The 12,666-nt window shown below is 55.5% G+C and carries 12 protein-coding genes and 1 pseudogene; 7 read left to right on the top strand and 6 right to left on the bottom strand.

Annotated features, from left to right (window positions below):
- Positions 1 to 34: 34 nt before the first annotated feature.
- Positions 35 to 1,144 (bottom strand): adenosylhomocysteinase, encoded by a 1,110-nt coding sequence (locus HCK03_RS08695; RefSeq protein WP_167691410.1) that lies wholly within the window; start codon positions 1,142 to 1,144, stop codon positions 35 to 37.
- Between the two features lie 208 nt (positions 1,145 to 1,352).
- On the opposite strand from HCK03_RS08695, the gene HCK03_RS08700 reads away from it, so the two are divergent.
- Positions 1,353 to 2,084, top strand: coding sequence for an HPP family protein (locus tag HCK03_RS08700; protein WP_041146347.1), 732 nt, complete (start codon positions 1,353 to 1,355; stop codon positions 2,082 to 2,084).
- Positions 2,085 to 2,116: 32 nt separating this feature from the next.
- On the opposite strand, the gene HCK03_RS08705 is transcribed toward HCK03_RS08700, so the two are convergent.
- The gene (locus tag HCK03_RS08705; RefSeq protein WP_041146346.1) at positions 2,117 to 2,506 is read right to left on the bottom strand and encodes a tautomerase family protein; all 390 of its coding nucleotides are present in this window, start codon (positions 2,504 to 2,506) and stop codon (positions 2,117 to 2,119) included.
- 118 nt (positions 2,507 to 2,624) lie between these two features.
- Here HCK03_RS08705 and HCK03_RS08710 point away from each other — a divergent pair, with 118 nt between their 5' ends.
- Positions 2,625 to 3,548 carry a LysR family transcriptional regulator gene (locus HCK03_RS08710; protein ID WP_135184279.1) on the top strand — a complete coding sequence of 308 codons (924 nt, stop codon included), beginning with the start codon at positions 2,625 to 2,627 and terminating at the stop codon, positions 3,546 to 3,548.
- On the opposite strand, the gene HCK03_RS08715 is transcribed toward HCK03_RS08710, so the two are convergent.
- Together HCK03_RS08715 and shiA are read right to left on the bottom strand one after the other, a co-directional pair.
- A complete protein-coding gene (locus tag HCK03_RS08715) occupies positions 3,541 to 4,281 on the bottom strand; it encodes a lipoyl protein ligase domain-containing protein (RefSeq protein WP_167691411.1) in 741 nt (246 codons plus the stop codon). The two genes, HCK03_RS08710 and HCK03_RS08715, sit on opposite strands and share 8 nt — an antisense overlap.
- Positions 4,282 to 4,325: 44 nt before the next feature.
- Positions 4,326 to 5,651 carry a shikimate transporter gene (gene shiA / locus HCK03_RS08720; protein WP_167691412.1) on the bottom strand — a complete coding sequence of 442 codons (1,326 nt, stop codon included), beginning with the start codon at positions 5,649 to 5,651 and terminating at the stop codon, positions 4,326 to 4,328.
- 301 nt (positions 5,652 to 5,952) lie between these two features.
- Between shiA and HCK03_RS08725 the strand changes: the two genes are divergently transcribed.
- From HCK03_RS08725 to HCK03_RS08740, 4 genes are all read left to right on the top strand, one after another.
- Entirely contained in the window at positions 5,953 to 6,450 is a 498-nt protein-coding gene (locus HCK03_RS08725) for a putative pterin-binding protein (protein WP_041146342.1), read from the top strand.
- 157 nt (positions 6,451 to 6,607) lie between these two features.
- Positions 6,608 to 8,533 carry a putative bifunctional diguanylate cyclase/phosphodiesterase gene (locus HCK03_RS08730; RefSeq protein WP_041146341.1) on the top strand — a complete coding sequence of 642 codons (1,926 nt, stop codon included), beginning with the start codon at positions 6,608 to 6,610 and terminating at the stop codon, positions 8,531 to 8,533.
- Between the two features lie 206 nt (positions 8,534 to 8,739).
- Entirely contained in the window at positions 8,740 to 9,072 is a 333-nt protein-coding gene (locus tag HCK03_RS08735; protein ID WP_041146340.1) for a TehB family protein, read from the top strand.
- 10 nt (positions 9,073 to 9,082) lie between these two features.
- The gene (locus tag HCK03_RS08740; RefSeq protein WP_167691413.1) at positions 9,083 to 9,421 is read left to right on the top strand and encodes a DUF1869 domain-containing protein; all 339 of its coding nucleotides are present in this window, start codon (positions 9,083 to 9,085) and stop codon (positions 9,419 to 9,421) included.
- Positions 9,422 to 9,481: 60 nt separating this feature from the next.
- Here HCK03_RS08740 and HCK03_RS08745 read toward each other — a convergent pair whose 3' ends face one another.
- A complete protein-coding gene (locus tag HCK03_RS08745) occupies positions 9,482 to 10,096 on the bottom strand; it encodes a hypothetical protein (protein ID WP_167691414.1) in 615 nt (204 codons plus the stop codon).
- 1,020 nt (positions 10,097 to 11,116) lie between these two features.
- Between HCK03_RS08745 and HCK03_RS26280 the strand changes: the two are divergent.
- Positions 11,117 to 11,332, top strand: a pseudogene (locus HCK03_RS26280) (hypothetical protein); the annotation flags it as partial.
- A gap of 7 nt (positions 11,333 to 11,339) precedes the next feature.
- Here the strand turns inward: HCK03_RS26280 and HCK03_RS08750 are convergent.
- The gene (locus tag HCK03_RS08750) at positions 11,340 to 12,617 is read right to left on the bottom strand and encodes an OprD family porin (protein WP_143716151.1); all 1,278 of its coding nucleotides are present in this window, start codon (positions 12,615 to 12,617) and stop codon (positions 11,340 to 11,342) included.
- Positions 12,618 to 12,666: the final 49 nt, after the last annotated feature.

Here is a 12,666-nt window from a genome sequence, read left to right on the forward strand (position 1 = left end):
CAGGGCGCCGTCAGGCGCCCTGATGCTATTCGGCTTACAGCGCTTTTTGCCACACGCTCTGCGGCAGCAGATAGACCTCGGCCTCGGCCTTCATACCGTCGGTCACGATATGGTTGATACCGCTGGTCATCACCGCCAGGGTCACGTCAAAGGCGTTCAGGCTATCGCCAAAACCGGCGGTCAGGTTGAGCATCGAACCGTTGGCCATCAGGTAAAGGGTTTTAGCGCCCATTTGATAGGCGTTGATATACGGCATCACCTCTTCATGGCTGAACTGGCGCAGGTAGCCGCAGTCAATCTCTTCCGCAACGTGACCAACGTTAAGGATAAATACGCCGTCTTTCGCTTTATCCAGCGCGCTGCTGTTAACCACTTTTTTAGCGCCGGTTGCCGTTGCGACGACGTCAGCTGAAGCCATGGCGTCCTGCAGTTCGACGACATGCCAGCCGTCGTAAGCCGCCTGCAGGCGACGGGCGGGGTCGATTTCGGCAACCATCACCTGGCCCCCGAAGGCCTTCGCGGCGGCGGCAACGCCCTGGCCCACCAGGCCATAGCCGATCACCAGCACTTTTTTCTCATGCAGCGTGAGATGGGTGGTCTGGAAGAAGGTGTGCCATGCGGTCAGGCCGACCATATGGCGGTTATGCAGGCCCTCTTTAACCGGCAGATCGTCCCAGTTAAAAATCGGATAGCCCGGGCGAATATCGCCCAGCCGGCTGACGCCTGAACCGGTCGCTTCCAACCCGGCCACGATATTGCCAAATTCGCCGCGCTGGTGGAGTAGGGTGGTGATATCGGCCCCCATTTCACACAGATGCGTCGGCCCCCAGGCGATGGCCTTTTCCCACGACTGCTGCCAGTCGGCATCGCTCATATCGCGCCAGGCGCTGGCTTCTGCGCCGCGCGCCACCAGCCAGCTAACGACGTCGTCCTGTACGGTGGTTGGGTTGCAGGTTGTTAAAAAGACCTGCGCGCCCTTTTCCAGGATGCCCTGCACCAGCGGGATCATTTTCATATCCAGATGCATACAGCAGGCCAGTCGTACCTGGCTCAGGTCGGGAAGCTCGGCTACCTGGCGCAGGGTGCGCGGCATGTTCTGGCTGGCCCATGCCACTTCTTTCTCTAAATTAATATTATTATTCAACGTATTATGCCTTCAATCCGTAGAGTGGGAGAAATTCCGAACGGGGATGATTCTAGCGCAGTAGGCTGAAATCACATAGCCGGGGTCAATGGCTGGCAGGCGGACAGGGTGAGGGGGAAATAGGCATGATAAATGCGTGGTTGTTAAAATATGGTTAAAAAAAGAAAATAAAATATAAGTAATTTATATGACGTGAGTGAGCAGTGAAATGTTAAGCGTTTTACCTTCCGCGCTGTTTTCGCGGATCCGCATTTTTATCGGTCGCCTGAAGCCGCACGCGCTGCCGGTTGCCAGAAAGCATATTCTCCTCGGCTCCCTCGGCGCAGGGACGGGGCTGGCGGTCACCAGTATGTTCAGCCACTGGCTGCTGGGTGAAGTCAACCTGTGGTTTATCGCCCCTATGGGCGCTTCGGCGGTGCTGCTGTTTGGCGTGCCCAGCAGTCCGCTGGCGCAGCCGTGGTCGATTGTCGGCGGTAACGTGCTGTCGGCGCTGATTGGCGTAACCGTGGGCGTGCTGGTGCCCAACCTTGCGCTGGCCTGCGGGCTGGCGGCCGGGCTGGCGATTGCGGGCATGTATTTCCTGCGCTGCCTGCATCCGCCGGGCGGCGCCGTGGCCCTGACGGCCATCCTCGGCGGCGCCGGCGTACACAGCGAAGGCTATCACTTCGTGCTGACGCCGGTACTGCTGAACTCCGCCATGCTGGCCCTGCTGGCGATCGTATTTAATAACCTCGTTGGGCGCCGCTATCCGCACCCGCTGGCGGCGGAAGAGGTGAAAAGCAAAGTCGTTCCGCTGGGGCTTGCGGTGACCCGCGAGGACATTCACGCCGCGCTGCTCGATGGCCAGTTCCTCGATATTGATGAAGATGACGTCCAGGAGCTGCTGGAAAATATTGAACAAAAGGCGCGCAGGCGCATGGCCGCTGCGCCGAGGGCGTAGCGCCGCCGTCGGCGAGGGCCGGCGGTGAGCGGCTAAAGCTCGCCGGTCAGATACTGCGCCACGCCGCGGCCAAAACTCCAGTCGCCTTTTTGGTTGCTTATCACCGAAACCATTAAATCATCGGGGCTCAGCCCGCAGTGTTCCTGCAGCTCGGCGAGCAGCGTCGCGTAGAACAGCTGTTTTTGTTCTTCGCTGCGTGGGCTGGTGAACACCCTCACTACCACCAGCCGGTGGCTTCGCGTCAGGCCTAAACCGGTATCCTCAATCACCATATGGTGAGGCTTGTTTTCATGAACAATCTGGTAGCGATCGCGTTCAGGTACCTTGAAGGCATGCAGTACGGCGCGGTGGGCGGCGTCGAGCAGCGTTTTTATTTCATCTTCACTGCGACCTTCGATCACGTCAAATGTCAGGAGCGGCATAGCAGGTCATCCTTATTGTCTTATGTACGATGAGTGGACAAAACCGATGCTATCCAATGTGACGACGGGCAAAAACCGCTATATTTGAATTCATTGTTTTTACAGGTGAACAATCGAGATGAGCGATCCGCGCCCCGACGTTTTCTGGACCCATTTGTACTGGCTCACGGTGCTGGAAGAGCAGAAGAGCTACACCCGCGCGGCGGAAAAGCTGGCGGTCAGTAAATCGGCAGTCAGCCAGAAAATCAGCGAGCTGGAGCGGGTAACCGGCAAGACGCTGGTCCACCGCACCACCCGCAGCGTGACGCTCAGTGAAGACGGGATCAGGCTGGTGGCTGAGCTGAACGCCCCCTTCGGCCAGCTGCGCGATATCTTTAACGGCACCCGTGATGAAGAGGGGCCGCTGCGCGGTACGCTGCGGGTGACGGCCCCGGTTGCCTTTTCGCGCCAGCAGCTGGTCCCGGCGATGACGCCGTTTCTGCATCAGCATCCGCAGCTTGAGCTGCAGCTGGAGGTCACCGACCGGCTGGTATCCCTTGCCAGCGAGGGATTTGACCTCGCGATCCGTCACTGCCGACGCGAGGCGTTGCCGGATACCCACGTCGCGTGGACGCTGTGCCAAACCACCACGCTGATTGTTGCCTCCCCGGCGTATATCCGCCGCTTTGGCGCCCCGGAATCCCCCGATGCGCTACGCCATCACCAGTGTCTGACCTACCCGCGCGGTTCGCAAAGCCCGCAGTGGACGTTTGAATCTGACGACGATCGCGCCGAGCGCGTGAGCGTGCCGGTGCGCGGCCCCTTCGCCACGAATAACAGCGAATCGCTTCGCGATGCGGTGCTGTCGGGGCTTGGGATTGCGCTATTGCCCGATTTTAGCGCCCGGGAGGCGATAGCGCGCACAGAGGTGCAGGTGCTGCTGCCCGGCTGGCGGCCGGTGGACGTGTTTGCCGGGAGTCTGTACGTCATCCGCCCCTACGCGCCGCGCGTATCGCGGGCGGTAGAGACTTTCAGCCGCTATCTGAAAAGTACCTTCAGCTAAGATTTTGCAGCTCGATCGCCAGCGCCTGGCGGAAGCGGGAAAGCAGATCTTTTTCACCGGCCAGATGCTGGGCGAGGGTGATGGTTTTATCCGCGTGGTAAATCCGACCGCTGCCCAGCTGTGACTCAAAATCATTGGCCGCCTGATGCGCGGCGATCGGATCGGCATCGATCAGGATCACCGCATGCGCGAGCACCACATGACCGCGGCCCTCCGCCATCGGCCGCCAGTACTGCGCGGTCCCGGCAATTTTACGCGCCTGATCCCCCTGACCGCAGGCGAGGTTATAGCGTCCGTCGCAAAACGAGCCGGTTACCGCCTGGAAGTGGGCATCGACGCCAAAGGTCGCCAGCGCGCGCTGCAGCAGACCGCAGAGCATCAGATAGATAGGTTCAGCGGCCTCGCCCAGCGGCTGATAGACCGGCCAGGCAAGGCTGAGATTGACGATCCCCGGCCCCTGCGGCACGAGGCCGCCGCCGGAGCGGCGCAGCCACACCGGCCAGCCGCGCGCGGCAAAACGTTCGCTAACGGCGGAGAGCTGGCTAAATTTCCGGTAGCTGCCGGGAACCACGAATCCCTGCGGGGCCTGCCACAGCTGGGCCAGCGCTTCGCCGCCGCGGGCCCGCTCGAACAGCGGCAGCTCGGCAAGCGTCGGGTCTGCGTGGTACTGCAGCGGCAGCTGTTGATGAATGAAGCGCTGCGGCCAGCAGGCCGCTCTGTTGTGCTGGTTCATGGGGTCTCCTTAGGGACGACGCTCTTCCGCCGTCCCTGGCGCCGTCAGGCGTGCTGAGGCTTTTTCATCAGCATGGCGGTGATGGCCGAGAGCAGGCAGCCAGCGGTCAGATAGATGGCGACGCTGTGCCAGGAGCCACCGGAGAAGGTGACCAGCGCGGCGGCGATGAAGGGGGTAAAGCCGCCTCCAACGACGCTGGCGACCTGGTAACCCACGCCGGCGCCGCTGTAGCGGTAGCTGGCGCCGAACATTTCGGTGAACATCGGCTGCTGCACGCAAACCACCATATCATGGGCGATATTGGCCAGCATCAGCGCGAAGAACAGGATCCAAAAATAGGAGTGGCTTTCGAGGGCCATAAAGAACGGGAAGCCGCTCAGGGTGCCGATCAGCGCGCCGGTAATATAGATGCGCCGACGGCCAAAGCGATCCGCCAGCCAGGCGAAGCACGGAATGGTCAGGCAGCTGATCCCGCCGACAAGCAGGCCGATGTTGAGGAACAGCTCCCGCGGCAGGCCGAGGTTTTGCGTGGAGTAGTTGAGGGCGAAGGCGGTAACGATATACATCGTCAGCAGTTCGCACAGGCGCAGCGCGATAATCAGCAAAAAGGCGCCGGGATGGCGGAATAACGCTTCGACGACCGGCAGGCGCGTTTTCGCCGCGGTGGGCATCTTTTTCTGCTGCTGCTGATGCTCAAACTCAGCCGATTCGCTCATGCCGTTGCGGATCCACAGCGCTGCCAGCACCAGCACTACGCTGAAGAGGAAGGGGAGACGCCAGCCCCAGCTCAAAAACTGTTCGTCGCTGGTATTAGCGCTGATGAGCGACACCAGGCCGGTTGCGAGCAGCAGGCCGACGCCATAGCCAATCTGAACCCCGCTGCTGTAGAAGGCCTTTTTATTCTTCGGCGCGCTCTCGACGGCGAGCAGCGCCGCGCCGCCCCATTCGCCGCCCACGGCAAAGCCCTGGATCGCGCGCAGAAGCACCAGCAGCACCGGCGCCCACCAGCCGATTTGATTGAACGAGGGCAGCAGGCCAATGCAGGCGGTGGCGATCCCCATCATCCAGACGGTCATCATCAGCATCCGCTTGCGCCCGAGGCGGTCGCCAAAATGGCCGAAGATAATGCCGCCCAGCGGGCGGAATAGAAAACCGACGCCAAAAGTGGCAAAGGCCGCCAGCGTGCCCATGGCCGGGCCTATCTGTGGGAAAAACTCCTTGTTAAACACCAGGGCGGCGGTGATGCCGTAAAGCAAAAAGTCGTACCAGTCGACCACGGCGCCGGCGAAGCTGCCCCACGCCGCTCTTCGCGCGCGATGAAGTGAGCGGGCTTCCCCAGCGGGGCGGGGGGATGTAAGCGTTGAGTCCATACCTGTCCTGTCAATCTGTGCTGTTGCTACGTTATCGTTATTGGAATGAGACGCACTCTTAACGGCGTCATCAAAGAGACTACCGCGCCGCCGGGCGAGAGAAAAGATTTTTACCCGTCGTCATGCATTAACGGCAAAAAATGTGCATTCTACGGCCTGTCATCAGCGGGCGATCGGAAGGTTCTGAAATTATGGATTCTTTTTTAATTGAACAGCTCACAACCTTCCGATGACATCTTTTAAGAATTGCTGTAAATGGTTTACAATTAACAGATCTCCAATCCTGGAAATGGTGAGTTAAATGCGTTTACTCTTCGCAGTTTTATTTTGTTTCATAGTTTTACCAAATGCATTTGCAGAAAAACTGCCCGCGCCTCAGGGCAAGCCCGTTTTAACCATTTCCGGCCTTATTGGAAATACAAATGTAGGCGATACCGCGGTGTTTGATCGCGCGGCATTAGAGAAGCTGGGCATGCAGACCGTCGAAACCACCACCCCGTGGTTCTCCGGGAAAATCCGTTTTGACGGAATTTCCCTTAGCAAGCTCATGGACTTAGTCGCAGCAAAGGGTAAGTCGGCGCGGGTTATCGCCCTCAATGACTATACGACGATTGTGCCGATTGATGATTTCCATAAATTCCCCGTTATTTTGGCTTTAAAAATGAACGGTGAATATATGCGCGTTCGCGATAAGGGCCCGCTGTTTATTGTTTATCCTTACGACAGCAGTCCTGATTTACAAAATCAAATCTATTATTCCCGATCGGCGTGGCAGGTTGCGAAAATTATTATCGAGTAATAGCCTGTCCCGCCAGGCGTAATTGTTGCACAGGGTTTGGACACCGGCAGGGCTCAGGAATCAAGGCGTATACGGCGTACGCAGAAATTTTGAGCTCTGCCCAGGAGCAAACTGATAAATAAAACAGCCTAATGGGATAGGCTCTAAGGGTTTGATCTTGAATCGAATACTCACTGCCATTATTTTGTCGCTTTTCGTTATCACCGGATACATTACCTATCTGGTGCATGAGCGACAGAGCGAGCTGCAAAAGTTGACCCGCTACACCGATTCGTGGTCAATCGCGCAGATAGTCTCTGAGTATATGCGGCTGGAAGCGCATCTGGGCTCCTATGCCCTGGGCGTTGAAGGGGTCGATCGGGATGATGTCCGGCTGCGTCTGGAGATCATGATGGGCCAGATCAAACCGCTAGAGCAGGGGGAGCCGAGCGAGTTTATTCGTAAGGATGCGGGGCGCCGGGCGACGATTGAGAACCTGATCGCGATTCTGTATCAGCTTGATAAGCAGCTGGATACCATCACCCCGCAGCAGGTAAAGCCGATTTTGCAGCGCATGGGCGCGCTCGATGGCCCTATGACCGGGCTGGCGTCAATGTCGCTGGCGCAGGATATTAATATTGTTAACCGGACCCACGATAAAATACAGAATCTCTATTTTATCTATTCGATTATTTCTATTCTGCTGATCACCATGTGTATTTCTTTAGGCCTGTTAATGCTGCGGCAAAATAACAACCTGCGCCGCGCGCACGTCCGCATGAAGCTGCTGGCGAACGATCTGCAGGCGTCAAAAGAGAAGCTCCAGGTGCAAAACCGGCGTTTGCAATACGACGCGTATCATGACTCCTTGACCGGGATGCCGAACCGCCTCTCCTTCTGGCAAAAGCTGCAGGAGATCGTCAATCAGGTTCGGCCATATAACGGCTCGGCGGTGGTGATGCTGTTCGATCTGGACAATTTTAAGGACGTTAACGATACGCTGGGCCACGATTCCGGGGATAAGCTGCTGCAGGATCTTGCCAGCCGGCTCTCCTTTTTCCGCAGAACCTCCGAAACCCTGTACCGGCTCGGGGGAGATGAGTTTGCGCTGGTCTCCTGTGATTTAAGCGAAGAGCAGGCTCTGGCGCGGGCGACGGTGATCCGCGAGAAGATTAGCCAGCCGTATCAGGTCTATGATTCGCTGATCAATATTGATGCCTGCATCGGGATTGTTATCTCTGACCGGGAAACCCGTACCGATTATTTATATAAATGCGCCGATCTTGCGCTTTATGAGGCGAAAAAAGAGGGTTCGGGCACCGTCCAGATCTTCCGCCCGGGGATGCTCCAGCGCCTGCAGGAGAATAAATCCTTTGAGGACGACCTGCTGCAGGCGCTCGATAACGGGGAATTCCGCGTTTACTACCAGCCGATTGCCGATACGATGAGCGGCGAGATTTATGGCTATGAGGCGCTGGTACGCTGGTTCCATCCGGTGCGCGGCATGGTGCCGCCGACAATATTTATTCCCGTCGCCGAAAAGATTGGCATGATTAACCCGCTCGGGGAGTGGGTGCTTAAAACCGCCTGTGAGGAAGCGGCGAGCTGGTCATCGCCGCTCAAAGTGTCGGTCAACGTATCGCCCGTTCAGCTGATCAACAGCTCGTTGACCGATACCGTTATCTCGGTGCTAAAGCACACGGGGCTGGATCCGCGCCGCCTTGACCTGGAAATTACGGAATCAGATGTATTTAATGAAAACACGCGCTCTTTAGAAATCCTCAGCCAGCTGCGCGAGCTGGGGATCCAGATTTCTATTGATGATTTCGGTACCGGATACTCCTCATTATCACGACTCAGCTACTTCCCGTTTGATAAGATTAAAATCGATCGCTCATTTGTGATTAATATTCCCGCGCAGAAAGATGACCTCGATATTGTCCGGCTGATTATCAGCATGGGTAAAAGCTTGCATATGCGGATCGTAGCGGAAGGCGTCGAAACGGATGAGCAATTAAAATCTCTTCAGCAATTAGGCTGCGACCTGGTGCAGGGCTACCTGATTGGCAAGCCGGGGCCGCTGAATACCGCCAGTAATAAATAGCTCAGGGTTAATTCTTTGCTGCGGATCGGCTAATACCGATCCGTCTTACCTTATATTTAATAAAGATAATCCTTGTTGGGTATAAATAGGGGTAGAGTGAAATTTCTTAAAAAATAATACCCGCAGTGATTAAAAGGGGTATATCATATGCAATATATTTCCCCGTTCCCGACCGTGCTCAATGGTGCGGAAAGAGAGGCCGAATCATGCAGCGTATCGTTATTCCTACCCACTACGTGCATACCCGCACAACCCCGCTATGGACCAAAGAAACGGCACCGGCGTCAATCTGGCAGCGACATCTTGATGCCGGCACGCGGCAGGGCGTCTACCCTCGTCTGGCGGTCATGCAGGGCGCTATACGCTATTATGGCTATACGGATGAAACCGCCCCTGAACCTGTCGAAACGATGACGATAGAGGCCGGCCAGTTCGGCGTCTTTCCGGCGGAAAAATGGCACCGTATTGAAGCGTTGACGGAAGATACCGTTTTTAACGTGGATTTCTATGTCGATCCTAAAATTCTGATAGAGGGATAAAGCTGAACTTATGAACAGTGAAAATAAAGGCTATTCATTAGCGGTTGTTAACGGCAACAATGATGAAAAACAGGCTAAAGTCTATCTGAAAGCGATGGCGCTTTATGTTCCCGATATTGCGGTGCAGGCGGTAGCAGAACTTATTGGTTCACTGTCGGTGGATAATGAGCAGGGCAAAGGCTTTGTTCTGTCGGTGACCAATAATAATAACGGCATATCGGTAGATAAAGAATTTGCTACCCTCGTCGAATTACAGGATCCGCTCATTGCCGCCGATGCGGTGAAGGATCTGGTTAATATCGTCCGCGGCTATGAATCGGACGAAGAGACCAACGTCTGCGGCTGGTAATGTCCGCGCCGCAGGCTAAAGCAGACATCTGACGGTGTCTGCCTTTTCCTCATACCCCCTCTAGCCCTCGCCGTTTTCCAGCGCCAGCTGACGCTGCACCGCAAGCAGGGTTCGCCGACGGATCCAGCCGCTTGCCGGGCGGATAACTCCCCAGTAGCAGGCGAAGCGCCGTTTTACCCGTGGGGTAGGGCAGTGCACGAAGGTCTCGGTGACCAGCCGGTGCTCGCCGTCGACCGTGACGACCCGAAAACACAGAATAAGCTTCGCGGCATCAGCCTCGTTAAAGCGGGCGAATGCTTCGGCGTCGGGGAGGCGATGAACCGCCATCGTGGGCCGCCAGAACTGGCCGGTAAGTCCGAGAACCAGCTCCCGGCTGGTTTGATGCAGCGGGGTGAATGTGGCAAAGCCAAAATCATTGACGTCAACGGTGTGGGGGGAGGGATGCTGCGTAAAATGCTGATAGCATCTGCCGGGTAATTTACGCAGTTTTAGCAGCGCGTTAATAATCGGGTCCGCCGTCATGTCCAGGTTCTGTACCGCCTGAATGATCGTGCCGGGCTCAGCCGCAATAGGCGCGGATTGATGATGCTCATAAAAGCTAAAATTGGCTAACCAGCGCGGAGGATCCGGCCAGCGCAGGTATGTCCGCGAAGTGACGTAGCCTAAAAAAATCATGATAACCTCCGTTTAGTGCATGAGTGGCAACGACAGCCAGCAGACTACATCGTCAGCGACATGGTTTAGCATAATACGCCGGCGCGTGCGACTGCCAGCAATGGGGAGGAGCTTAAGGACAGGCGTTGTGTCGGGCTGGAATCAGCTCCGCTCGTGCCCGTACAGGGCTGAATCATCTTAGGGAACGGGGACGAGGTGGTCACTCAGGAGTCGCTTGATAGAGGAGAGCAACGGAGTAGATGCAAAAAGCAGATACAAAAAAGCCCTGACCGTTGCAGCCAGGGCTTTTAAGGAACTACTGATTTAAGATTTAACATTCATGGACTTAATATGGGTACTACTTATGGTACTACTTTAAATGTACACGTTTATCACAGATAATATTGGGTGCTGATACTAACTAAAACCTCCCTCTATTTTCTCGTTACTTTACCCACCATTTTCATCACCTTCAAAAATGGCACTTTAAACAAGTACATCCCCTCGCGACATATACTCTTTGATGCGTGGCTTGACTTCCGTTGCGATCGCTTAACTGAACTAACGTACCCAACTCAATCGCAAGCAATAACTTTAAAAACATAGCCTTACATCGTCGCGCTACTTCCCCAGATTTGCGATTAACGACTCTAACTACGTGGCCTTAAAACATTACCGATGTAAAAAAACGCTTCTTAGCATCCGTAATCCCATACAACAAAATACGTGGCCTTTATCGCAAATTACTTTTGTTACCTTACTAACACTTTCAACTTATAACAGCGAACTACCACTTCACCGCTGTTGAATCCTAATTTACCCATTTTGAAAGTGGTGTCAATACTGTTTTTAATAACATGCTTTTATTTACAGCAAATATAGCTGCAGGGGGCTAGGTTGTGTCTGATAAGTCTCTTATTTTTTGCTTAGATGAGCATGATGCTGAGGTATTTCCTGAAGGCTTCATGAACCACATAAAGCCTAACCGGCGGTGAAGCGCAACAATCACAAAACAGGTTAGCAGGTGGGCTTGAGCGGGAGGTTGGCGCTTTATCCGCCACGCCGGGAATGGGAGCAACGCGGCTGCCACACACGCGTGCCAGTTTGCGGGTTGGCCTGAGCGTCGGGCAACTGCGTCTGCTTGTGCAGGTAGTGCGGGATAGGGGGGAAAGTGCGGCCGCAGCGCGGGCTGAAAAGGCATTGCACAAGGTGCAGCCAGACGCGCAGAAAACCGCTGTGACATTACCGCCGCACTAAGGGATATTTAAAAATCATATTCCAGGGCAAGACGGTTCTGCCAGAAATTCTTGTCCGACGTTGAGGTGGTTTGCACACCGGCAAAATCCGTGATGCTCAACCCTTTGAGTACGCCATCGAAACTGTAGGTACCGTACACCAGATATTCAGACTGATTGCTGCTGGATGCGCCGGCGCTGGCGGTCAAATCCATAAAGGAATAGCGGCTGCCCAAAGAGATATTGTCGGTAGCGGTCCAGTTCAGATCGGTTGAGTAAGCATTGCCGCTGCCGAGATCCTGAGTGCTGGTGAAGAACGGTTGCGCAAAATATGGGCCGGAGGAGGTGTTGTGTGCGTAAGGCGTCACCAGCGCGCCGTTACCGTAGGCATTACCGTTGGCCGCGATGTGGTCGTAGTTCAGGGACCATTTCAATACCGGGGTGAAATTCATCACGAACTGTGCACCGTAGCTGGTGCTGTTAACTTCGCCAGCCAGCGCTTTGCCTTCGCTCAGGCCACGAATAAACTGAACACCGATTTTTGGCTGGGACGGTGAATCAGACCAGGACAGGAAGCTGTCGGCGTACACTATTCTGCTGTAGTTATCGTAATTCTCGTACCAAAGCTGACCGTTAAGCTTTTTATTATCCAGCTTAACGGCACGCCCGCCGCCAACACCCCACATGCCGTTGGTGGTACCGTCGGCATCAGTATAAGCAGTGGTATTGAGGAACTGGTCGTCGCCCCACGGTTTGTAGCGGGTGATTTTGGTGGCGTGCAGGAAGTTGTCGCTGTCGCCGTAATGAGTGTCAACACCGCGGAATAGAATCGGTGTGATACGCCAGTCATAGTCGCCGATAAAGGGAATATTGATGCGCTGGTCACCGGCTGTAATGCGGAAGTCCTGATAGTGGTAGCTCAGATAAGCTTCGCCCACGCCGGTCTGGTTAGGGCCGAGTTCGGCGATCAGATGGTCGTCGTTATGCGAAATACCGCGCTGGAGAATACCGCTGACGCCAAGGCTCAGGCCGTAGTATTCCGCTGTTGCATACTTCACGCTGCCGCCGTAACTGACGGTGTCCTGAGAGTAGCCTGGTGAAAAATAGGCATTGTGGGTGGAGTAATACAGGGTACGCAGGCTGCCGGTGACCGAGCCGCAGGTGAACATTTCGGTCAGGGAATCAGCCACGCCTGCCGTGCAGCCGGATGCGGCAGGCGTGGCCGCCAGCGTATGGCCCATAAACAACGCCTGAGAAACGACGATTGCGCCCAACTTTAGCGGAAAGTTGAATTTATTACTTTTCATTAATATCTTCCTGGTAAAAAAATATAATGCCTTCAGCCGGCAGAGAAGA

Source organism: Klebsiella terrigena (assembly GCF_012029655.1).
In the GTDB taxonomy this organism is placed as follows: Bacteria; Pseudomonadota; Gammaproteobacteria; order Enterobacterales; family Enterobacteriaceae; genus Klebsiella; species Klebsiella terrigena.